The organism is Thetidibacter halocola (assembly GCF_018224955.1).
Classification (GTDB): Bacteria; Pseudomonadota; Alphaproteobacteria; order Rhodobacterales; family Rhodobacteraceae; genus Thetidibacter; species Thetidibacter halocola.
Genome location: NZ_JAGTUU010000001.1, coordinates 835,696 through 858,423, shown reverse-complemented (window position 1 = coordinate 858,423; position 22,728 = coordinate 835,696). Strand labels below are relative to the sequence as shown.

The window sequence follows — 22,728 nt, the reverse complement described above, 5'->3', positions numbered from 1 at the left end:
GATCGTGTATGCCGGAAGGACCGGCCAAACCGCTTTGAACGAAAGAGGAGAGCAGACTTGCCCGCGATGCCGCCGCACATGAACGCCGACGACGTCCAGGCGCTTTTGGCCGCGCGCCATGATGCGCCCTTCGACGTGCTGGGGCTGCACAAGGTCGGGGGCAAGTCCTGGCTGGTTGCGCTGGTGCCGGACGCAGAGACGCTTTCGGCGCGGTTCGGTCGCAAGACCGTTGAAATCCCGAGGCTGGACGGACCGATCTTTGCCGGGCCGGTGCCGAATTCGAAACTCGGCTACACGCTGAACGCCACGTATCCGGGCGGCGATGACTGGGCGTTCGACGACCCCTATCGCTTTGGCCCGGTGCTGGGCGACATGGATCGCCACCTGATCGGCGAGGGCACGCACCGTCGTCTCTGGCAGGCGCTGGGCGCGCATGTGACCAAGCATGAGGGCGTGCCGGGCACGCATTTCGCGGTCTGGGCGCCCAATGCCGCGCATGTCTCGCTGGTGGGTGATTTCAACGTGTGGGACGGGCACCGCAACCCGATGCGTCGCGTCGGCCAGACCGGCTGCTGGGAAATCTTCATGCCCGGCATGGCCGAGGGCACGCTCTACAAATACGAGATCGCCCCGCAACATGGCGCGGCGTTCCAGAAGGCCGACCCGGTGGCGTTCGGCGCCCAGCACCCGCCCGCCACGGCCTCGGTCGTGCGCGACATTTCCGGCTACGGCTGGACGGACGACGCCTGGATGCAGGCGCGGGCCGAGCGCAACCGACGCGACCGGCCCATCTCGATCTACGAGGTGCACCTGGGATCGTGGCGGCGCGCGGCGGACGGGCGGATGCTGTCCTATCGCGAACTGGCCACGCAGTTGGTGGATTACGCGACCTACATGGGCTTTACCCACCTCGAATTCCTCCCGGTGTCGGAATTCCCCTTTGATGGGTCGTGGGGCTATCAGCCGGTGGGGATGTATGCACCCACCATCCGCTTTGGCCCGCCGCACGAATTCCGCGACCTGGTCGAGGCCGCGCATAACGCCGGGCTGGGCGTGCTGCTGGACTGGGTGCCTGGGCATTTCCCGACCGACGCGCATGGACTCGCGCAGTTCGACGGCACGGCGCTGTATGAGCACGAGGACCCGCGCGAGGGGTTCCACCACGACTGGAACACGCTGATCTACAATTACGGCCGGACCGAGGTGCGGAACTTCCTGACGGCCAACGCCGTCTACTGGCTGTCGGAGTATCACGTGGACGGGCTGCGCGTGGATGCGGTGGCGTCGATGCTCTACCGCGACTATTCCCGCCCGCATGACCAATGGGTTCCCAACAAGGATGGCGGGCGCGAAAACTACGAGGCCATCGCCTTCCTCCGCGAGATGAACACGGTGGCCTATGGCGAGGTTCCGGGAATCATGACCGTGGCCGAGGAAAGCACTGCGTTTCCCGGCGTCTCGACCCCGGTGGATGCGGGCGGGCTGGGTTTCGGCTTCAAGTGGAACATGGGGTGGATGAACGACACCCTGCGTTACATGGAAAAGGATCCCGTTCACCGCAGCTGGGAACACCACCTGATCACCTTCCCGATCGACTGGGCCTGGACCGAGAATTTCATCCTGCCGATCAGCCATGACGAAGTGGTGCACGGCAAGGGCAGCATGATCGACAAGATGCCCGGCAACGAGTGGGAGAAATTCGCCAACCTGCGCGCCTATTACGGCTACATGTGGGGATTTCCGGGCAAGAAACTGCTTTTCATGGGCTGCGAGTTCGCCCAGTGGCAGGAATGGAACCACGACGTCTCGCTCGACTGGGACGCGCTGCGCGGTCACAGCCAGCGGGGGGTTCAGGCGCTGGTGCGCGACCTGAACCACCTCTACCGCGAAACGCCCGCGCTGCATGTCAATGATTGCGATCCGGCGGGGTTCCGCTGGATCATGAACGACCCGCAACGCTCGCTGACCGCCTTTGCGCGCTTTGGCGGGCCGGGGGATGCGCCCGTGATCGTCGTCTGCAACTTCACGCCGATGGAATGGCACGACGTGCGGCTGGGCGTGCCCGGCGGCGATGGGTCGTGGTCCGAGGTGCTGAACACCGACGCCGAGACCTATGGCGGGGGGAACCGGATCAATGCGGGCGGGGTTACGACCGAGGAGGAGGGATGCCACGGCCTTGACCGGTCGATCCGCATCACCGTGCCGCCGCTTTCGACAGTGATGTTCCGGCGCGATCCATGACGCCGGACGGACAGGGGGGAACATGACCGACATGACCAGACTTTCACAGCGCTCGGTGGCCTTCGTGCTGGCGGGCGGGCGTGGCTCGCGCCTCAAGGAACTGACGGACCGCCGGGTGAAACCCGCGGTCTATTTCGGCGGCAAGACGCGGATCATCGACTTTGCGCTGTCGAACGCGCTGAACTCGGGCATCCGCAAGATGGCCATCGCTACGCAATACAAGGCGCACAGCCTGATCCGGCATTGCCAGCGCGGCTGGAACTTCTTTCGCGCCGAGCGCAATGAATTCCTCGACATTCTGCCCGCCTCGCAACGGGTCTCAGAGGAAATGTGGTATCGCGGCACGGCCGATGCGGTAACGCAGAACATCGACATCGTCGACAGCTACGGCATCGACTACATCGTGATCCTCGCGGGTGACCACATCTACAAGATGGATTACGAGATCATGCTGCGCCAGCATGTCGAATCCGGCGCCGACGTCACGGTGGGTTGCCTGACCGTGCCGCGCGAAGAGGCAACGGCCTTTGGCGTGATGGCGGTGGACACGGAGTCGCGCATCACCTCGTTCCTCGAAAAACCCAAGGACCCGCCAGCCACGCCCGAGGATCCGACCAAGGCGCTGGCCTCGATGGGGATCTACGTGTTTTCGTGGAAATTCCTGCGCGACCTGCTGATCCGGGACGCCGAGGACACCAATTCCAGCCACGATTTCGGCACCGATCTGATCCCCGAGATCGTCAAGAACGGCAAGGCTGTGGCGCACCGGTTCGACGACAGCTGCGTGCGGGCCGAGGGCGGCCCCAGCTACTGGCGCGACGTGGGGACGATCGACGCCTTCTGGCAGGCCAATATCGACCTGACCGATTTCACCCCGGAACTCGACCTGTGGGATACCGACTGGCCGATCTGGACCTATTCCGAAAGCGTCCCGCCCGCGAAATTCATCCATGACGAGAAGGATCGCCGCGGTGTGGCGATTTCCTCGATGGTGTCGGGCGGCTGCATCATCTCGGGGACCGAGGTGCGCAACTCGCTGCTGTTCACCCAGGTGCATACCAACTCCTATGCCGTGCTCGATCATACGGTGGTGCTGCCGCACGTGGTGGTCCACCGCTCGGCCCGGCTGCGCAAATGCGTGATCGATCGCGGGGTCGAGATTCCGCGCGGCATGGTCGTGGGCGAGGACCCGGTGGAAGATGCGAAATTCTTCCGCGTGACCGAGAAAGGCACGACGCTGATTACCCGCGAGATGGTCGACAAATGGCTGGCGGCGCGGTGATGCGGGTTCTCTCGGTCGCGTCGGAATGCGCGCCGCTGGTCAAGACCGGCGGCCTGGCCGATGTGGCCGGGGCGCTGCCCGGGGCCCTTGCAGGGTTGGGCGTGCAGATGCGCACGCTGCTGCCGGGCTATCCGCAGATCATGGCCGCGCTCGAAGGCGCGCGCAGGGTTCTGGACCTGCCCGACTGTTTCGGCGGTGCGGGGCGGGTATTGGCGGGGCAGGGCGGCGGGCTGGACCTGCTCGTGCTGGACGCGCCGCACCTGTTCGACCGGGGTGCGGGAATCTACCTGGGCGATGACGGGCGCGACTGGCCGGACAATCCCGAACGCTATGCCGCGCTGTCCCATGCCGCCGCGCGCATTGCCGAGGGCGGGCTGGCCGACTGGCGCCCCGACATCGTCCATTGCCACGACTGGCAGGCGGGGCTTGCGCCCTATTACATCGCCCGCGGGCCGGCCGGTGGGCATGTCGGAACGGTCGTCACCATCCACAACATCGCCTTCCAGGGCCTTGCGCCCGCCTCGCGCTGCGGCGCGCTGCGGATCGACCCGGCCGACTACACGCCAGAGGGGGTCGAGTATTTCGGCCAGCTTTCGGCGCTGAAGGCCGGGCTGATGTTCGCCGACCGGCTGACCACCGTTTCGCCCACCTATGCCGAGGAACTGATGACACCGGAATTCGGCATGGGCCTCGACGGCGTGATGCGCGCCCGCAGCGGCCGTCTGTCCGGCATCCTGAACGGTATCGACGAGGCGGTCTGGAACCCCGCGGCTGACCCGCTGATCCCGAAAACCTACAAGGCGGCCAAGGGCAAGGCCGAGAACAAACGCGCGCTCCAGGCAGAATTCGACCTGCCGCAATCCGACGGGCCGCTCTGCATCGTGATCTCGCGCATGACCGGGCAGAAGGGGCTCGACCTGCTGTTGCAGGCCTTGCCGGTGTTGCTGGGGCGGGGTGGGCAACTGGCATTGCTTGGCTCGGGTGATCCTGCCCTCGAATACGCCTTCAAGGAGGCTGGCGTGCACCCGAACGTCTCTGTCCGCATGGGCTATGACGAGGCGCTGTCGCACCGGATGATGGCGGGTGGCGATGCGATCCTTGTGCCGTCGCGCTTCGAACCCTGCGGCCTGACACAGCTATACGGTCTGCGCTATGGCACGATCCCGCTGGTCGCGCTGACCGGCGGGCTGGCCGACACCGTCATTCCCGCGACGCCCGCAACACTGGCACGCGAGGTCGCGACCGGCCTGCAATTTCATCCCGTCACCGCCGAGGCGCTGGGAAATGCGCTTTCCCGCCTCTGCACCCTTTACGAGCAGCCCAAAATCTGGTCCCGGATGCAACGCAACGCCATGGCGCATCCGGTGGGCTGGGACGTGTCCGCCCGGGCCTATGCGGCGCTTTACGAGGGTCTCGCCGAAGGACAGGCATGAACGGATTTCAACTGACGGCTGGTCTGCCGTTTCCCCTGGGCGCCACCTTCGACGGGGAGGGCGTCAATTTCGCCGTGTTCTCGCAGCACGCCACGCGGGTCACGCTGTGCCTGTGCGACGACAGCGGCAAGGAGATCTTCCTTGTCGACCTGGCGGAACGCGATGGCCATGTCTGGCACGGCTACATCTCGGGGATGCGGCCGGGTCAGCAATACGGCTACCGCGTGCACGGCCCCTACATTCCCGACGAGGGCCATCGGTTCAACCCGCACAAGCTGCTGATCGACCCCTATGCGAAAAAGCTGACCGGCAAGCCGCTGTGGAACGACGCGCTGCATGGCTACGAGGTCGGGCACAAGCTGGGTGACCTGTCCTTTGACCGCCGCGACAGCGCGCCCTTCATGCCGCGCTCGGTCGTGGTCGATCCTGCCTTCACCTGGGGTGGCAATGGCGCGATCGCTGAGCGGCCCTGGTCGGAAACCGTGATCTACGAGGCCCATGTCAAGGGGCTGACCGCACGGCGCAAGGACCTCTCGAACCGGGGCACATACCTTGCGATGGCTTCGGACCCGATGCTGGACCACCTGACGAAGCTGGGCGTCACCGCGATCGAGTTGCTGCCGGTGCAGGCCTTTGTCGACGACCGGTTCCTGGTGGAACGCGGTCTTCGCAACTACTGGGGCTACATGACCTACGGGTTCTTCGCGCCGGAACCCCGCTACATGACCGGCGGCGACATCGCCGAGTTCCAGCAGATGGTGGCGCGGTTCCACTCGGCGGGGATCGAGGTGATCCTAGACGTGGTCTACAATCACACCGCCGAGGGCGGCGAGATGGGGCCGACCCTGTGTTTCCGCGGTTTCGACAATGCCAGCTACTATCGGCTGGCGCCGGACCGGCGCTACTACGTCGATGACACCGGCTGCGGCAATGCGCTGAACATGGATCACCCGTTCACCCTGCGGCTGGTCATGGATTCCCTGCGCTACTGGGTCGAAGTGATGCATGTGGACGGGTTCCGGTTCGACCTGGCCTCGACGCTGGCGCGGACGGGCGGCATGTTCGACCGCGACGGGCCGTTCCTGCGCGCCGTGCGGCAGGACCCCGTGCTGAACAGGGTCAAGCTGATCGCCGAACCCTGGGACGTGGGACCGGGAGGCTATCAACTGGGCGCCTATCCCGCGCCCTTCTCGGAATGGAACGACAAGTATCGCGACACGGTGCGCCGGTTCTGGAAGGGCGACGAGGGCATCGCGCGCAAGCTGGCCCGGCGGGTCGCCGGATCGGCCATGCAATTCGACCATGACGGGCGGCGGGCCACGTCCTCGGTCAATTTCCTGACCTCGCATGACGGGTTCACGCTGATGGACGTGGTCAGCCACGACCGCAAGAACAACATCGAGAATGGCGAGGACAACCGCGACGGCCACGATCACAACTTTTCCGACAATTGCGGGGTCGAGGGGCTGACCGACGACCCCGGGATCCTCGCCCGCCGCGACCGGCGGCGCCGCAACCTGCTGGCCACCCTGATGTTGAGCCAGGGCACACCGATGATCCTTGCCGGTGACGAGTTGGGCAACAGCCAGGGCGGCAACAACAACGCCTATTGCCAGGACAACCCGGTGGGTTGGGTCGACTGGTCGAATGCCGATCCCGCCTTCCTCGAGTTCGTGCGCCGCGCCATCGCCTTTCGCGCCGCCCATCCGATCCTGCGTCAGCGGCGCTTCCTGCACGCGCAGCAGCGCTTCGTCGACGGCAAGCACGACCTGACCTGGCGCCGCGCCGACGGTGCGCCGATGTCGTCCGAGGACTGGGAGGCGCCCGACCTGCGCTTTCTCGGCGTCGAGATGCGGATGGCCCGCGGCACGCCCGCCTACGAACCGCGCATGGGCGCGATCTATGCGGTGTTCAACGCCGGCGAGGCGGTCACCGTGACTCTGCCCGAGGCCGAGAAGGGCCGCCAGTGGCAGCGCGGCTTCGACACGAATGACACGGCCCCTGCAACGCCCGATCACGTCGCCGCCGACAGTGTCGTGGCCTTTGTCCTGCGCTCCGTGGCTGACTGAGACGGCGAACGAAAACGGCCCGCGCAGTGTCCTGCGCGGGCCGTGTCGTTCTTGCAGGCGTGGCTCAGGTCAGCAGCGCGTCGCCCGAGAAGTTCAACCCCACCAGCATCGGGTCGTGATCCGAACTGCGCCACGGCACCGTGCCGTCGAAGACATCGATTTGTTCTGGCGGACGGAACGAGGTGTCGTAGTCGAAGATGTCCGGCTCGGGCGAGTTGATGTTCCAGGCCGAGGCGTTGGTCACCCGGTCCAGGATCGCCGCGCTGGCAAAGGCGTAGTCCAGCGTGCCGGTCTGCCCGTCGAAGACGTAGGTCGAGGCGCCGGGATTGAATGTGCCTTCGAGATCGGCATAGCCGTCAGCCTTCATCGCGTCGATCGGATCCTCCATCGCGTAGGCGTTGAAATCGCCCAGCACGATCTGGTCGGCATCGGCGAAAGCACCCGCGCGGGTCGGGTCCAGCCAGTCGGTCAGCGCCTGCACACCCTCGGTGCGGGTCTCGTTGTAGGCACCCGCGCCGTCACCGGCATCGGCGTCTCCGCCTAGCCCTGCGCCCCCCTTGGACTTCATGTGCGTGACCGCGACGGTAAAGGTCTCGGACGCTGGCGCGCCGGACAGGTCGGTGTAGTCATAGACGAAATTCGCCGCCAGCGGCGCGCGGTTCGTGCTGTCTCCGTCGAACAGCGCATCGGTTCCGTAGCTGCCCGGCAGCGAGGCCAGCACGCTGTCGTCGAGGATCTGCGCCGGGCCGGAAACAGACACCACGTCGGTGCGGTAGATCATGCCCACCGAAATAGCATCGGACACGTCCACAAAGGTGCGGCCCGGATCGACATAGGCCCAGAGATCGGCGCCGTAGCTGGCATTCAGCCCGTCGACGATGGCCTCGATGGCAAAGGTGCCGTCACCGTTCTGGTCGGACTGGAACTCGTTCTCCAGCTCGACCAGGCCGAAGATGTCGGCATCCATCGCGGTCAGCGCGGTGATCAGCTTTTCAAACTGGCGGGTGTATTCCTCGGGGGTGTCGGCGCCGCGCGGTTCCAGCCCGGTGGGGCCGGATGTGTTGAAACCATCGTCGATCGTGGTGAAGAAGTTCAGCACGTTGAAGCTGGCCACCACCACCTCGGCGCTGCGCCCGCCCGGTTCGTCCAGCGAGGGCGGCGTCGCGTCGCGGGTCCGGGTGTCGACGAAACTGTTGGTGCCGTCAGACACCGAATGCATCCGGTATTCGCTGAACCGCCACTCCATCACGCCGGTCGCGTTGGTGATCGTGTCGCCCATGCCGAACGGGTCGGCCGTGTTGAAAACCCCGTCGCCGTTCATGTCCGCCTCGGGAATGACCTGGGCGGGGTTCTGGATGCTGCGGCCGTCGTCGTAGACGATGCTGTCCGAGAAGACCTCGCGCAGATGCGCATCGTAGCCTGCGGCATCCGGGTCGTTGTCCTGCGTGAACTGCGAGGGCTGGCCGTTGGCAGACAGGCGGATCTCTCCGAACCGGTCGAAGTTGAATGCCTCCGAGATTGTCAGCGTCTCGGGGATGGTGATCAGCATGCCCTCGAACGCTTCGAGGTCTGCCACGTAGCCGCCCGCGCCGTCCGAAATCGCCGTGGCGGCGTCGAGGTCGACGATGGTGGCCATCGTGTTGACATCCGCCACGGCCCCCGCCTCGACCACCGTCACGGTGGTGGCGCTGATCTGGGTCATGCCGAAGAATTCCGACACTGTGCCGGTCACGGTCACGCGGTCGCCCAGCGCCACGTTCACGCCCACGCCGCCGTCGAAGACAAAGAGGCCTTCGGAGGTGGCGGCATCGGCGTCGTGGTCCGCGGCCTCTTCCTGGAGGAAGAAGCCGTTGAGGTTGCGCATGTCGTCACCGTCGCCGTTCTGGAAGTCGCCGACGACGATGGCGGTCACGGTCACGGTCTGCCCGACCAGTGCCGAGGCCGCGCCGCTGCCCTGGATCGTGCTGATCACCGTCGTGGTCGGGCCAGGAGGTGTGCCGCCAGCGTTGTCGGCGCCCGAGGTGTTCTGGCGCGGCGCGTCCCAGGTGTCGCCTTCCAGCCTTTGCAACGAGAAGCCCACCGGGGTGTCGCCGGCCTCGGCAACGCCGATATCGGTCGCGGTCACGCCGTCCGCAGCGCCGCCAACTGCCGTCATTGGTCCTTCGTAAGACAGGAATTCAATCAGCGTTCCTGCATTGGACAGCGCGATGCCGTCCGGCGCGCCGTTCTGGAGGCCGTTCGACGGCAGGTTGAAGACGTAGTAATCCCAGGTGCCGTCGCTGGTCATCGTGGCGTCGGCGATGCCCAGTGTTCCATACACGGCGCCGTTCGAACCGTTGTAGAATTCCACGGCCAGCCCCGAGGCATCGGCGCCCGCGGTCACGCGCAACTCGATGAACTCGCCCTGGTCGGCGCCTTCATTGTCATAGTGGAACTCGTTGATCCGTGCCTCGAACGGCATCGGCGGGGCCTGGTTCTCGGCGCCGGAGGTATTCTCGCCCGCCTCGTACCAGCTGCCGTCTTCGGCCCGCTGCAGCGAGAAGCCCAGCGGTGTGTCACTGGGCTCGGTCACGCCGATATCGGTCGAGGTCAGGCCGTTCGCCGCGCCGGACGTTGCCGTGAACGCGCCTTCGTAGGACAGGAATTCGACGACCGCGCCGCCATTGGCCAGCACGATCCCGTCGGGCGACCCGTTCTGCAGCCCGTTCGAGGGCAGGTCGAACACGTAGTAGTCCCAGGTGCCGTCGCTGGTCATCGTGGCGTCGGCGATGGCCAGGGTGCCATAGACGGTGCCATTCGAGCCGTTCACCAGTTCCACCGACAGCCCCGAGGCATCGCCGCCCGCATTCACCCTGATCTCGATGAACTCGCCCGCATCCGTGCCGGCATTGTCGTAGTGAAACTCGTTGATCCGCGCCACCAACGGCTCCGGCGCCGGGGTGTTGTCGGCGCCCGCGGTGTTCTCGCGCGGCGCATCCCAGATGTCGCCGTCCAACCGCTGCAGCGAGAAGCCATGCGGCGTGTCGCCGGCCTCGGCCACGAGGATGTCGGTCGAGGTCAATCCCGTTGCCGTGCCGGAGGTCGCGGCAAAGCTGCCCTCGTAGGACAGGAACTCGATCACCTCGGGCCCGTTCGCCAGCACGACCCCGTCCGGTGCGCCGTTCTGCAAGCCGTTCGAGGGCAGGGACAACACGTAGTAATCCCACGAACCGTCGCTGGTCATCACACCGCCCGAGACGGCAAGCGTGTTGTAGACCGCGCCGCCCGACCCGTTCACCAGTTCGACCGAAAGCAGGGACACGTCGTCGCCGGCACGCACCCGGACCTCGACGAATTCGCCCGCGTCGGTGCCCTCGTTGTCATAATGCAACTCGTTGATCCGGGCATCCACATCGGGCAGTTCCAGGATGTCCGTCACCGTCACGCGCAGCGCCGCGCTGTCCTCGGCGCCCTCGTCATCCGACACGGTCACGGTCAGGTCATAGGCGTTGTCGCCATCGGCATCGAGCGGCGTCTCGAAATCGGGGGCGGCGACAAAGCGCAGGGCGCCCGCCGCATCGATCGTGAACAGCGCGGCATCGTCGCCCGACAGGGCGAAGGTCAGCGTGCCATCGTCGGCGTCGGTGGCGCTGAACAGGGCCACGTCGCCGGTGCCGTTCTCGGCGAAATCCGCCGTTTCCGGGCCGCTCAGAACCGGCGCGTCGTTCACGCCGGTGATGGTCACGGTGACGGTGGCGGTGGAAATCCCGCCGCGCCCGTCATCGACCGTGTAGTCGAAACTGTCGGTTGCGGTCTCTCCGGTCGCCAATGCGTCGAACCGGCCTGCCGGGTCATAGGTGATCTGCCCACCCGACAGCGTGACCGCCGCGCCGGCGGCGCTGAGGGCATCGACCGCGGTCACGCTCAGCGCATCGCCGTCGAAATCGGTGTCATTGGCAAGCAGGTCGGCAGCGTTCAGCGTGAGCGCGCTGTCCTCGTCTGTCGCGGCGGTGTCGTCGCGGGCAAAGGCCGCGTTGTTGCGTCCGTCAAGCAGCAGGGTGACATCGTCAAAGGCGATCTCTTCGACCCGGTGCAGGCGCTTGGTCTCGACCGCCGCGCCGCTCTCGTCCAGCAGGTTCAGGACGATCAGTTTCGACGGATTGCCCCTGAAGGACAGGTCGTAGGCGTCGAACCCGCCCTCGACCACGACCCGGTCGGTGCCATGGCCGCCAAAGACGCGATCGTTTCCAGACCCGGTTTCGATTGTATCGTTTCCGAACCCGCCAAAGGCGCGATCGTTTCCAATCCCGAGACGGATCAGATCGTTTCCGAATCCGCCAAAGGCAATGTCGTCGCCGTCGCCCGCGTCGATCTCGTCATCGCCGCGACCGCCGATCAGGATATCGTCCCCACCGAGGCCGAGGATCGTGTCATCTCCGTCAAATCCGATGATAATATTACGAAAATCGTCTCCGGTCAGCAAATCGCTGCCGGTCGTCTTGGGCTGTTTCCGGGGCATGGGACTCTCCTGTTGGCGGCTGTGACAGGCGTTCTGCAACATCGCTCCGCCAATCGTTAATCATCGAAACCCATGACGCAAGCATGACATGACTAACGCCCGAAGCCGCAAGGCGCGGCTGTTCGCCGGTCAGGCAGGCCGATTCCGGCGTCAGAAGGCGCGGAAAGTCAGCGTCGTCAGCGTGCGTTCGATGCCCGGGATGTCCAGCAGGTTGTCGTTGATGAACTTGCCCACATCCTCGCCCTGCGGGATATACATCTTCATCAGCAGGTCGAATTCGCCGCTGGTGGAATAAAGCTCGGAATGGATCTCGCGCAGGGCGATGTCGCCGGCGACGCGATAGCCCGTGCCGGGCTTGCACCGGATCTGGACAAAGACACACTGCATCGCACCCTCCCGTTTCTTGCCCTTCGGAAAAGACCGCAAATCGGCGGGCTTTTCCAGCCCCATTCGCAAGACGCTCGGCCTCGCATTCCTCTGGACGGATGCGCGCGGCGCTGCAAGACTCAGGGGGGCAACAGGGCGGAACGGAGGCGGCGGATGTCGGACGGCAAGGGCAGGACGCGATGACGGGCGCGCGGTTTCCCGATCTCGACGGTGCCTCTGTGCTGGTCACGGGTGGGGGCAGCGGCATCGGCGCCGCGCTGGTCGAGGGCTTTGCCGCGCAGGGCGCGCGCGTGGCCTTTATCGACCTGCTCGAGCCTGACGATCTGTGCTCTGCGATCGAGGCGCGCACCGGCAACCGGCCGCTGGGCCTGCGCTGCGACCTGACCGACACGAATGCCTTGCGCGCCGCCGTGGCCAAGGTCGCTGCGGCGCATGGCCCGGTTGCCGGGCTGGTCAACAACGCCGCCTGGGACGACCGCCACGCCACGGCGGACGTGGACGAGATCTATTGGAACAAGGTGGTGGACGTGAACTTGCGCGCGGTCTTCTTCGCCACGCAGGCGGTCCTGCCGGGGATGCGCGCGGCGGGGCGGGGCGCGATCGTCAATTTCAGCTCGATCAGCTACATGATGGGGCTGGGGGATTATCCCCTATATGTCGCGTCCAAGGCCGGGATCACCGCGCTGACGCGGGGCTGGGCGCGGGAATTCGGCGGTGACGGCATCCGCGTCAACGGCGTCGCACCGGGCTGGGTCCTGACGGAGCGGCAGAAACGCCTCTGGGCCAGGCCCGAGGCGCTGGCCGCGATGATGGACCGGCAATGCCTGAAACGGCATCTCGACCCCGCCGACATGGTTGGGCCGGTGCTGTTCCTGGCGTCGGACGTCAGCGCCATGATGACAGGGCAGGTGATCGCCGTGGATGGCGGCGTGGTGACGGTCTCTGCATGAGCGGTATCGACTGGATCGCGGTGGACTGGGGCAGCTCGCATCTGCGGGTCTGGGGCATGGCGGGCGACGCGGTCGTCTTTCGCCGGACCTCCGATGCAGGCATGGGGCGGCTGGAGCCCGACGGGTATGAGCCCGTGCTGCTGGCGCTGCTGCCCGACCTGCCCGACGCGCCGTTGCCAGTGCTGATCTGCGGCATGGCGGGCAGCCGGCAGGGCTGGCGCGAGGCGCCTTACATTGCGGTTCCCTGCGCGCCACCGGTCAAGGCGATTGCCGTGCCCGCGCGGGACACGCGCCTTGCCGTGCGCATCCTGCCCGGGATCATGCAGGGCAGCCCCGCCGACGTGATGCGCGGTGAGGAAACGCAGGTTGCGGGCTTCCTCGCGCTCAACCCGGGTTTCGATGGCGTGATCTGCCTGCCCGGCACGCATACCAAGTGGGTTCATGTCAGCGCCGGGGAAATCGTCTCGTTCCGCACCTTCCTGACCGGTGAACTGTTCGCGCTGCTCTCGACGCAATCCGTCCTGCGCCACTCGGTCGCCGCCGAGGGCTGGGACGACGCGGCTTTTGCCGAGGCGGTGGCGCGCGCCCAGACGCGGCCGGCGGCGGTAGCCGCCGACCTGTTCTCGCTCCGGGCCGAGGGGCTGCTGCATGGGCTTTCGCCGGACACCGCGCGGGCGCGCCTGTCGGGCCTGCTGATCGGCATGGAACTGGCCGCCGCGAAACCCTATTGGCTGGGCCAGCCTGTCGCCGTGCTGGGCGCGCCGCAGATCGCCGGGCCCTATCGTGCCGCGTTGCAGGCACAGGGCGTTCCCGTCACCCTGGCGGATGCCGAACGCATGACGCTCGAAGGGCTCAAGGCCGCGCACCGGGCCATGAAAGGAACAGAATGAGAGAGATCATTGCCATCCTGCGCGGCATCACCCCGCCCGAGGCCGGGCCGATGGCCGAGGCGCTGCTTGACGCGGGCATCGACCGGATCGAGGTGCCGCTGAACTCGCCCGATCCTTACGACAGCATCCGCCGGATGCTGGAAGCCGCTGGAGGGCGCGGCATGATCGGCGCCGGCACCGTTCTGGCCCCCGAGGAGGTGCTGCGCCTCAAGGGGATCGGCGCGCAGATGATCGTCTCGCCCGATACCAACCCGCGCGTCATCGTCGCGGCCAAGGCGGCGGGGCTGGCCTGCTTTCCCGGCATCCTGACCCCGACCGAGGCCTTTGCCGCGCTGCGCAACGGTGCCGACGGGCTGAAACTGTTCCCGGCGCCGCTGATCGGCCCGGCGGGGCTCCGCGCGCTGGGCGCCGTCCTGCCGCCCGGTACCCGCACCTACGCGGTGGGCGGCGTCAGCCCCGACAATTTCGCCGACTGGTTCGCGGCCGGCGTCACGGGCTTTGGAATCGGCACCGGACTCTACGTGCCGGGCCGATCCGTGGCCGATGTGATCGCCCGCGCCCACGAGTTGGTTGCCGCCTATGACGAGGAATCCGCGCCATGACCGTCAGCACCGTCTCGACCACCGCCTGCATTCTGGGCGAGGGCGCCTTCTGGCATCCCGACCGGGGCAGTTTCCTTTGGTTCGACATCCTTGGAAGACGGCTTTACGAGGCCGCGCCAGACGGCGAGCGCCACTGGTCCTTCGACCGCTGCGTGTCTGCGGCGGGCCGGATCGACCGCGACCGCCTGCTGATCGCCACCGCGACCGACCTCGTCCAGTTCGACCTCGAGACCGGCGCTCAGGATCGTCTTGTCGCGCTTGAGGCCGACAATCCCGCCACCCGCAGCAATGACGGCCGCGCCGACCCCCAGGGCGGATTCTGGATCGGCACGATGGGGATGAGGCTGGAGCCGGGCCTCGGCGCGATCTACCGCTACTACAAGGGCGAGTTGCGCCGTCTTTATGACCGCATCAGCATCCCCAACGCGCAGTGTTTTTCGCCCGATGGCGGGCATGCCTTCTTCACCGACACGCCCGACCGCATCATCCGCCGGGTGGCGCTGGACCGTGACGGCTGGCCCAAAGCGGAACCCGAACCCTGGATCGACTTGCGTGACGAGGCGCTGAACCCCGACGGGGCGGTGATAGACGCCGAAGGCAACCTGTGGAACGCGCAATGGGGCGCCGGGCGCGTCGCCTGTCACGGGCCGGATGGCGCCTTTCGCCATGCCGTGGACTTGCCGGCCTCGCAGATCACCTGCCCGGCCTTCGGCGGGGCGGACCTTTCGACGCTCTACGTCACCAGCGCCGCCGAGGGGCTGACGGACGAGCCGCAGGCGGGTCGCACCTTTGCCATCCAGACCGAGGCGAAGGGCCAGGAAGAACACCGGGTAATCCTCTGACATGGGCGGGATGATCCGCAGGCTGGGCGTCTGCTACTACCCCGAACACTGGCCCGAGACCCTCTGGCCCGAGGATGCCCGCCGCATGGCGGAGGCGGGGCTCAGCCTTGTCCGGATCGGCGAATTTGCCTGGTCGCGGCTGGAACCGGAACCGGGCGTGTTGCGATGGGACTGGCTCGATCGCGCGATCGAAACCCTGGGCGCGGCGGGGCTGAAGGTGGTGCTGGGCACGCCAACCGCCACGCCGCCGCGCTGGATGCTGGATCGTCACCCTGACATGCTGGCGCGCGACCTGCAGGGCCGCCCGCGCGGCTTCGGGTCGCGCCGCCACTACTGCTTTTCGCATCCCGGCTATCTCGAGGAATGCCGCCGCATCGTGACCCTGCTGGCCGAACGCCATGGCCGCAACCCGTGTCTCGCCGCCTGGCAGACCGACAACGAATACGGCTGCCATGACACCGTGCTTAGCTATTCCGAGGCTGCGCGCGACGCCTTTCGCGGCTGGCTGCGGGCGCGCTACGGTGGGGCGAATGGCGGCGACATCGCGGCGCTGAACGCGGCCTGGGGCACGGTCTTCTGGTCGATGGAGTACCGCGATTTCGACGAGATCGACCTGCCCAACCTGACCGTGACAGAGGCTGCACCCGGCCATTGGCTGGCCTTCCGGCGCTTTTCCTCGGATCAGGTCGTGGCCTTCAACCGGGCACAGGTGCAGATCATCCGCGCCTTTTCCGAGGCGCCCATCGCGCATAACCACATGGGGCGCGAGACGGACGTGGATCATTTCGCGCTGGGCGGCGACCTGGATATCGCCTCGTGGGACAGCTACCCGCTGGGCTTTCTCGAGGACCGCGTCGGCGCCCCGCCCGAGCGCCAGCGTCGCTATGCCCGGCAGGGCGACCCGGATTTCCAGGCCTTCCATCACGACCTTTACCGCGCTGCCGCCACACTGGCCCCGGCGGGCGGCACCCCGCGCTGGTGGGTGATGGAACAGCAGCCGGGCCCGGTGAACTGGGCGCCCTACAACCCCGCACCGCTGCCCGGCATGGTCCGCCTCTGGACATGGGAGGCCTTCGCCCATGGCGCCGAGGCCGTGCTCTATTTCCGCTGGCGGCAGGCCCCATTCGGGCAGGAGCAGCTGCATGCGGGCCTGTTGCGCCCCGACAGCGCGGCGGCGCCGGGTCTGACCGAGGCCGCGCAGGTCGCGCGGGAGCTGGCAGATGCGCCGCTTGTCACGCAGGCCCAAGCCGCGGTCGCGCTGATCTTCGACCATGCCTCGGACTGGGCGTGGAGGGTGCAGCCGCAGGGCAGGGGCCTCAGCTATTTCGGCCTCGTATTCGATCTGTATCGCGCGCTGCGCCGGGCGGGCCTGTCCATCGACATCCTGTCAACCGCGGCGCGAGACTTCACCGGCTACCGGGTGATCCTTGCGCCGGGCATGATGCAAATGTCCGACGATCTCAAGACGGCGCTGAACACAAGCGGCGCCGAGATCCTGGTCGGCCCGCGCAGCGCCGCCCGCACCGACGATTTCCGCATTCCCGTGCCATTGCCCCCGGCCTGGCCCGGGCTCGACGTCACGGTGGCGCGGCTGGAAACCCTGCGCCCGGATATGCCGCGCCCGCTCGCGGGCGGCGGCGCGGCGCAATACTGGATCGAGACACTGGAGGGCACCGCAGACTCCCTCATGGCGCTCGAGGATGGCACGCCGGTCGCGATGCGCGAAGGCCGCGTCACCTATTGCGGCGCCTGGCTCGATGAGCCGGGCCTCGACCGCCTGGTCGCCGGGCTTTGCGCCCGGGCGGGATTGCCCTGCCACGCGCTGCCCGACGGTCTGCGCATCCGCGATACTGCCGCCGAGCGGTTCTGGTTCAACTACGGCAGCGAAACTGCCGACACGCCCGCGGGCCCGATCCCCCCTGCCGGGGTGCTTCGCCAACCGCTCTGATCGCGTCGCGCGATCTGAAACCCCGGTTCCAACCGCCGGCGCGATCCCCTATCCTGCGGGCAAGAACAACGGAGCAGACATGGACCTCCTCGACGACGACGCAGCCCCGGGCAACACGCCGGAATACACCGTCTCGGAACTCTCGGGCGCGGTGAAACGCACCATCGAGGGCGAATTCGGCTTTGTCCGCGTGCGCGGCGAGGTCGGGCGCGTCAGTCGTCCGCGCTCGGGCCATATCTATCTCGACCTCAAGGACGACAACGCCGTGATTTCCGGCGTGATCTGGAAGGGCGTCAGCCAGCGCCTGCAATCCCAGCCCGAGGAAGGCATGGAGGTGATCGCCACCGGCAAGCTCACCACCTTCCCCGGCCAGTCGAAATACCAGATCGTCATTGACGACATCCGCCCGGCTGGCATGGGCGCGTTGATGGCGATGCTGGAAAAGCGCAAGGCGCAGTTGCAGGCCGAGGGGCTTTTCGACCCGGCCCGGAAGAAACCGCTGCCTTTCCTGCCCGAGATCATCGGCGTCGTGACCTCGCCCTCGGGCGCGGTGATCCGCGACATCCTGCACCGGCTGCGCGATCGCTTTCCGCGCAAGGTCCTGGTCTGGCCCGTCGCGGTGCAGGGGCAGGCCTGCGCCCCCGAGGTGGCCCGCGCGATCGAGGGCTTCAACAGCATGACGCCCGGCGGCGCGCTGCCGCGGCCCGACCTGATCATCGTGGCGCGCGGCGGCGGCTCGGTCGAGGACCTGTGGGGCTTCAACGAGGAAATCGTCGCCCGTGCGGCGGCGGCGAGTGCCATTCCGCTGATCTCGGCCGTTGGGCACGAGACCGACACGACCCTGATCGACTTCGTCTCGGATTACCGCGCACCGACGCCTACCGGGGCGGCCGAACGCGCCGTGCCGGTGCGGCTGGACCTGCTGTCCTGGGTCGCGCAGCAGGGTAGCCGCATGACCAATGCGATGGGGCAACGCTTGCAGACCCGCGGCCAGCGCCTGCGCGACCTGTCGCGTGCCCTGCCGCGGCCGGACAGCCTGCTCGACGGCCCGCGCCAGCGGCTCGATGTGCTGGGTGACCGGCTGCCCGGCGCGCTGACCCGTCTGGTGGACCGCCAGCGCCTGTGTCTGGCGAAACAGGCAGGCAGTCTGCGTCCCGCCACGCTGGCGCGGGCCCTGACCCATGAACGCACGCGGCTCGACGACCGCGCCGCGCGGCTTGCCCCCGCGCTCGAGCGGCTGCTGCAAACCCGGCGCGAGGCGCTGGCCCGCCGCGGCGACCGCCTGACGCCGCGCCCCATCCTGCGCGAGATCCGCGCCGGGACCGACCGGTTGGCCACCCTGTCGCGCCGCCTCGACGAGGCGCAGCGCGCGCGGCTCGACGCGCTGTCGAAACGGCTCGACTCCCTTGACCGCCTTCGCGAGACGCTGGGCTATCGCGAGACGCTGCGCCGCGGCTACGCGGTGGTGCGCGGCGACGGGCAGGTGGTCACGACCCGCGCCGCGGCCGAGGCTGCCTCGGGGCTGGAAATCGAGTTCGCCGATGGCACGCTGAAGCTGGGCGGCACGGCGCCGAAACGCAGCGAAAAACCGAAACCGCCCGAACAGGGCAGCCTGTTCTGAGGCACGCGGCCCCGGCAGTTCACGAGGCTTTCCTTTTCTGCTGCGCTCGCATAGGCTTTGCTGCACTGCTGCATCCACGGGGAGAGGACCGCGCATGGCCGATAAGGACAAGACCGACAAGCCCTTGCTGATAAAGCGCTATGCCAGCCGCCGGCTCTACAATACCGAGACGTCCGACTACGTCACGCTCGAGGATATCGCCGGCTTCATCCGTGACGGGCGCGAGGTCCAGATCGTCGATCTGAAATCCGGCGACGACCTGACGCGCCAATATCTGTTGCAGATCGTGGCCGAGCATGAAAGCAAGGGCGAAAGCGTCTTGCCGGTGAACGTGCTGACCGATCTCGTGCGTAGTTACACCACGCAGGCCGGCACGATGGTGCCGCAGTTCCTGGCGGCCAGTTTCGAGGCGTTCCGCGAAAGCCAGTCCAAGTGGATGGAGAACATGAACGCCATCAACCCGATCGCCAAGATGCCGGGTTTCGAGGCGATGCAGGCGCAGCAGGAGGCGTTCCTCAAGGCCATGACCGGCGGCATGGGCAGCTTCGGCACCGGCCCGCGCCGCGACGAGGCGCCCAAGGAAGGCGAAGACCTCGATGCCATAAAGAAACAGCTGTCCGATCTTCAGGCCAAGCTGAACAAGTTCGACAAGTAGGCCGCACCGGCCATTGAGCCCGAAGGCCGCCCCGGGTCAGACCCGGGGCGTTGTCATGTCATCAGGTGCCGTAGGCCCGGTCCGTCCCCATGACGCTGTGCGCCGCGCGCAGCAGAACATCCGCCACCGCGTCGCATTCGGTTGGCGTCAGCCGGGCCGGCAAGCGCGTGTCGCAGGCGCGCATCAGCATCGCACGGGTGCGCGGCAGCTCCGGCATCTCTGGCAGGAAACCCCAGTTCCAGTAGGCCCGCGCATTGTCCGTCGTCAGGCCGAAGACCTGAACCTTGACGCCCTCGGCCCCGGCCGCGTCGACAAAGGCGCGCACGTCCTCGTCGCTCATGCCGCAGAGGTTGAACTGCAGCGAATCCGGCGCTCGTTCCTCTGGCGGCAGCTTGTCCGGCACGACCATCCAGGGGCTTCGGTTCAGCGCTGCCGCCACGCGGTCGTGGTTGCGCCGCCCGTCGCGCACACGGCGCGCAATCTCGGCCAGTTGCGGGCGGATCACCGCCGCAGACAGATTCGACAAGCGCAGGTTGTAGAGCGGCAGGCGGTTCTGCCAGCGGGCAAAGGCCTCGGCCAGGGCGTTGTCGCCATGATCCATGTGCTTGCGCCAGTTGTGCTCATAGGCGCCCGACAGGATCACAGCCCGCGCCACCAGGTCGGCATCGTCGGTGACCAGGATGCCGCCTTCGCCTGCGTTCACCAGCTTGTAGGACTGAAAGCTGAAACAGCCCACGCGGCCCAGCGTGCCGATCTTGCGGCCGTGCCAGGTGGTGCCCAGGCTGTGCGCCGCGTCCTCGATGACAGGGATGCCGCGTGCGTCGCACAGGGCCAGGATCGCGTCCATGTCGGACGTGTGCCCACGCATGTGGCTGACGATCACCGCGTCCACGCCGTCGAGCCGCGCCTTGAGATCGGCGATGTCGATACGGTAATCCTCGCCGACTTCGCACAGGACGGGCACGCAATCGGCATGCACCACCGAGGACGGAACGGCGGCAAAGGTAAAGCCGGGCATCAGCACCCGGGCACCCTTTGGCAGGTCCAGCGCCTTGAGCGACAGGAACAGCGCGGCCGAGCAGGACGACACCGCCAGCGCATAGCGCGTACCCATCAGCGCCGCGAACTCGCGTTCCAGCAACGCCACGGGCGCGTCCTGCGGCGCGGTGTAGCGGAACAGGTCGCCCGATTGCAGCAGCCTGTCGATCTCGGCGCGGGCGGCTTCGGGGATGGGCTCGGCGTCGTGCATGTTGGGCAGCATATTTCGCAATCCTGAATTGGTGCTTTCAGAATGCTTAATCTATCTTGCCTGTAACAGCCAAGTGACAAGTGCGCGACGCGCGCGAATTCGCCACCCGCCTGTCACCGGATTGCCGCTTGTTCCGCAAGGCGCAGCAGCACGAAACCGGTGCCCCCGATATGCGCCAGCGTCACCAGGACCGACAGGGTGTGCAGCGCCTTGAACCGCCGCCGGTCGCCACCGTCGGTGGCCCGGTTGATCGCCGGCATCAGCCCCTGCCGCGCCCAGACCGTCGTGGCCGCGATCGCCGCGAGGAGTCCCGCCGACAGACGGTCATTTTCCAGCGCAAGCAACCCCGCCAGCGCGGAGACCGCGATGACGAAAAGGTAGAACCACGGAAAGGCGCGGCGGATCAGCGGCCCGGCGGTCTGCGCCGGCAGCGCATTGAACACGAAGGCCGCGAAACCGAAGGAATACAGGATCATGCCGCCGAACAGCAGCGCGGTCGCCAGCAGGGCCAGCGCGGTCATCATGCCCGGTCTGGCTTGTGCGCAAGCCCCATGTAGATGATGCTGCGCAGGGGCAGGGGGCCAAAGGTGAAATCGCCCCGACGCGTCAACCCGCGCGGCCCAAGCCCCGTCATCCGCCCCGGTTGCAACCCAGCGGCCGCAAGCCCTTCGCGCAGTTCGGCCGGCTTGATGAACAGGCGCGGATCATGCGTGCCGCGCGGCAACAGGCGCAGCACGTCCTCGGCCATCGTCACGACGGCCAGCCGTGCCAGCAGCGTTCGGTTGATCGTGTCGAACAGGAACAGCCCGCCGGGTTTCAGCACGCGCGCCACCTCAGCCAGCACGCGGTCGAGATCGCGCACGTGTTCCAGAACATCGACGCAGACCACCGCGTCGAAACTGGCGTCGCGATAGGGCAGGCGTTCGCCGACGCCGGTGTCGTAGCGGATGGCGCGGAGCGTCGCCTCGGCATGGGTGCGTGCGGCGGCGATGGCGCGCCGGGCCGGGTCGATGCCGGTCACGGTCGCCCCCCGGTCATGGATCGCCTCGGCCATGAAGCCGCCGGCGCAGCCAAGGTCCAGCACCGCCTTGCCCTGCCAGTCGATCTGGCGGTCGAACCAGGCCAGCCGCCCCGGCACCATGTTCTTCAGCGTGCGCACCCAGCGCAACTCGTCCGACCACCAGTCATCCGCGACGGCGTCGTAGATCGTCAGGTCATTGCGCGCGGTCTGCGTCATGCAGGTCTCCTGTTCGTCGGGGGATTGGGCGCGGCAGCGCATAGGGCACGCGCGCCCGGTAGGCTTCGAACCGGGCGCCGTGGCGGGCGGCGAAACGGCGCTCCTTCAGGCGGGGTGCCAGCAGGCAATAGGTGGTCAGCGCCACGGCCAGCGCCAGCTGGTCCGGCGTCCAGACCGGCACGGTCCAGAGCGTCAGCGCAAAAGCCACGTAGACCGGCTGGCGGATGACGCGGAACAGCCCGTCCACCGGCATGCCGGGAAAGACTGGCGCCCGGCCGGCCATCAGCGACATCCAGCCCAGCGCGCCTGACTGCACTTCGGCCCCGGCGTCGTAGCTGGCCTTGACCAGCATCAGCCAGACGGCGGCATTCAGGGTGCAGATGACGGCGAAGGCCGCGCCCTCGGCCCGCCACCAGACGATGCCGCTGGGCGTCCAGAGCGCGAACAGTGCCAGCAGCTGGACAGAGGCGATGATTGCGTAGGTGGTGGTGCCCAGCACGGCGCCGTGGCCACCCGGCGCCAGCCGGCCCAGCAACCGCCCGCCGCGGCGCGTCAGCAGAAGGGAATGGGTCAGCGGGAATTGCAGCAGCAACAACGCGTTGACCAGCGGATACCAGGGTGCCGGCACGCGACCGAGGCTCTCGCTCATGCCGAAGAACAGCGCGACCATCATCGCCAGCACGGCGGCGGCAAAGACCGCGTGGCAGACCGCGCCATAGGCCAGGGCCAGCAGAATACGCCTTCGCCCCGGCGGCGGCGTCAAAGCGCCGCGCACCAGTGTTAGAAGGCGGGTCATGGGGGTCTCGGGTTGCGTCATGACCCCG

Annotated in this window: 17 protein-coding genes; 11 read left to right on the top strand and 6 right to left on the bottom strand. The window is 67.2% G+C overall.

The annotated features are described in order from the left end of the window. Window positions 1–66 precede the first annotated feature (66 nt). Genes glgB through glgX form a run of 4 tightly spaced genes read left to right on the top strand, consistent with a single transcriptional unit; the run spans window position 67 to window position 7,025 of the window. Entirely contained in the window at window positions 67–2,241 is a 2,175-nt protein-coding gene (gene glgB / locus KB874_RS03825; RefSeq protein WP_212535325.1) for a 1,4-alpha-glucan branching protein GlgB, read from the top strand. 31 nt (window positions 2,242–2,272) lie between these two features. After that, window positions 2,273–3,523, top strand: coding sequence for a glucose-1-phosphate adenylyltransferase (gene glgC / locus KB874_RS03820; protein ID WP_212535202.1), 1,251 nt, complete (start codon window positions 2,273–2,275; stop codon window positions 3,521–3,523). Beyond that, window positions 3,505–4,956, top strand: a complete 1,452-nt coding sequence (gene glgA, locus KB874_RS03815; RefSeq protein ID WP_249200215.1) for a glycogen synthase GlgA — start codon at window positions 3,505–3,507, stop codon at window positions 4,954–4,956. The genes glgC and glgA overlap by 19 nt, the downstream gene beginning before the upstream one ends. Beyond that, on the top strand, window positions 4,953–7,025 hold the full coding sequence (gene glgX / locus KB874_RS03810) for a glycogen debranching protein GlgX (protein ID WP_212535201.1): 2,073 nt from the start codon (window positions 4,953–4,955) through the stop codon (window positions 7,023–7,025). The genes glgA and glgX overlap by 4 nt, the downstream gene beginning before the upstream one ends. A gap of 64 nt (window positions 7,026–7,089) precedes the next feature. Here the strand turns inward: glgX and KB874_RS03805 are convergent, their stop codons facing one another. Next, window positions 7,090–11,523 carry an ExeM/NucH family extracellular endonuclease gene (locus tag KB874_RS03805; protein WP_212535200.1) on the bottom strand — a complete coding sequence of 1,478 codons (4,434 nt, stop codon included), beginning with the start codon at window positions 11,521–11,523 and terminating at the stop codon, window positions 7,090–7,092. 150 nt (window positions 11,524–11,673) lie between these two features. Continuing rightward, on the bottom strand, window positions 11,674–11,910 hold the full coding sequence (locus tag KB874_RS03800) for an Lrp/AsnC ligand binding domain-containing protein (RefSeq protein ID WP_212535199.1): 237 nt from the start codon (window positions 11,908–11,910) through the stop codon (window positions 11,674–11,676). A gap of 179 nt (window positions 11,911–12,089) precedes the next feature. Here KB874_RS03800 and KB874_RS03795 point away from each other — a divergent pair, with 179 nt between their 5' ends. From KB874_RS03795 to phaR, 7 genes are all read left to right on the top strand, one after another. Beyond that, window positions 12,090–12,860: an SDR family NAD(P)-dependent oxidoreductase gene (locus KB874_RS03795; protein ID WP_212535198.1), complete on the top strand. Its 771-nt coding sequence runs from the start codon at window positions 12,090–12,092 to the stop codon at window positions 12,858–12,860. Further along, on the top strand, window positions 12,857–13,750 hold the full coding sequence (locus tag KB874_RS03790) for a 2-dehydro-3-deoxygalactonokinase (protein WP_212535197.1): 894 nt from the start codon (window positions 12,857–12,859) through the stop codon (window positions 13,748–13,750). Before KB874_RS03795 ends, KB874_RS03790 begins: the two co-directional genes overlap by 4 nt. Beyond that, complete coding sequence (locus KB874_RS03785; protein ID WP_212535196.1) at window positions 13,747–14,352, top strand: 2-dehydro-3-deoxy-6-phosphogalactonate aldolase; 606 nt, start codon at window positions 13,747–13,749, stop codon at window positions 14,350–14,352. The genes KB874_RS03790 and KB874_RS03785 overlap by 4 nt, the downstream gene beginning before the upstream one ends. Continuing rightward, window positions 14,349–15,194 carry an SMP-30/gluconolactonase/LRE family protein gene (locus tag KB874_RS03780; protein ID WP_212535195.1) on the top strand — a complete coding sequence of 282 codons (846 nt, stop codon included), beginning with the start codon at window positions 14,349–14,351 and terminating at the stop codon, window positions 15,192–15,194. Before KB874_RS03785 ends, KB874_RS03780 begins: the two co-directional genes overlap by 4 nt. Window positions 15,195–15,204: 10 nt before the next feature. After that, window positions 15,205–17,142 carry a beta-galactosidase gene (locus tag KB874_RS03775; RefSeq protein WP_212535323.1) on the top strand — a complete coding sequence of 646 codons (1,938 nt, stop codon included), beginning with the start codon at window positions 15,205–15,207 and terminating at the stop codon, window positions 17,140–17,142. Between the two features lie 79 nt (window positions 17,143–17,221). Next, a complete protein-coding gene (gene xseA, locus KB874_RS03770; RefSeq protein ID WP_212535194.1) occupies window positions 17,222–18,763 on the top strand; it encodes an exodeoxyribonuclease VII large subunit in 1,542 nt (513 codons plus the stop codon). Window positions 18,764–18,857: 94 nt separating this feature from the next. Further along, window positions 18,858–19,418, top strand: a complete 561-nt coding sequence (gene phaR, locus KB874_RS03765) for a polyhydroxyalkanoate synthesis repressor PhaR (protein ID WP_212535193.1) — start codon at window positions 18,858–18,860, stop codon at window positions 19,416–19,418. Window positions 19,419–19,479: 61 nt separating this feature from the next. Here the strand turns inward: phaR and KB874_RS03760 are convergent, their stop codons facing one another. The 4 genes from KB874_RS03760 to KB874_RS03745 form a co-directional block, all read right to left on the bottom strand. After that, the gene (locus KB874_RS03760) at window positions 19,480–20,679 is read right to left on the bottom strand and encodes a DegT/DnrJ/EryC1/StrS family aminotransferase (RefSeq protein WP_249200214.1); all 1,200 of its coding nucleotides are present in this window, start codon (window positions 20,677–20,679) and stop codon (window positions 19,480–19,482) included. A gap of 101 nt (window positions 20,680–20,780) precedes the next feature. Beyond that, a complete protein-coding gene (locus KB874_RS03755; RefSeq protein WP_249200213.1) occupies window positions 20,781–21,188 on the bottom strand; it encodes a DUF4149 domain-containing protein in 408 nt (135 codons plus the stop codon). Further along, window positions 21,188–21,904 carry a bifunctional 2-polyprenyl-6-hydroxyphenol methylase/3-demethylubiquinol 3-O-methyltransferase UbiG gene (gene ubiG / locus KB874_RS03750; protein WP_212535191.1) on the bottom strand — a complete coding sequence of 239 codons (717 nt, stop codon included), beginning with the start codon at window positions 21,902–21,904 and terminating at the stop codon, window positions 21,188–21,190. Before ubiG ends, KB874_RS03755 begins: the two co-directional genes overlap by 1 nt. Beyond that, window positions 21,882–22,700, bottom strand: coding sequence for a methyltransferase family protein (locus tag KB874_RS03745; protein WP_212535190.1), 819 nt, complete (start codon window positions 22,698–22,700; stop codon window positions 21,882–21,884). The genes ubiG and KB874_RS03745 overlap by 23 nt, the downstream gene beginning before the upstream one ends. Between the last annotated feature and the right edge of the window lie 28 nt (window positions 22,701–22,728).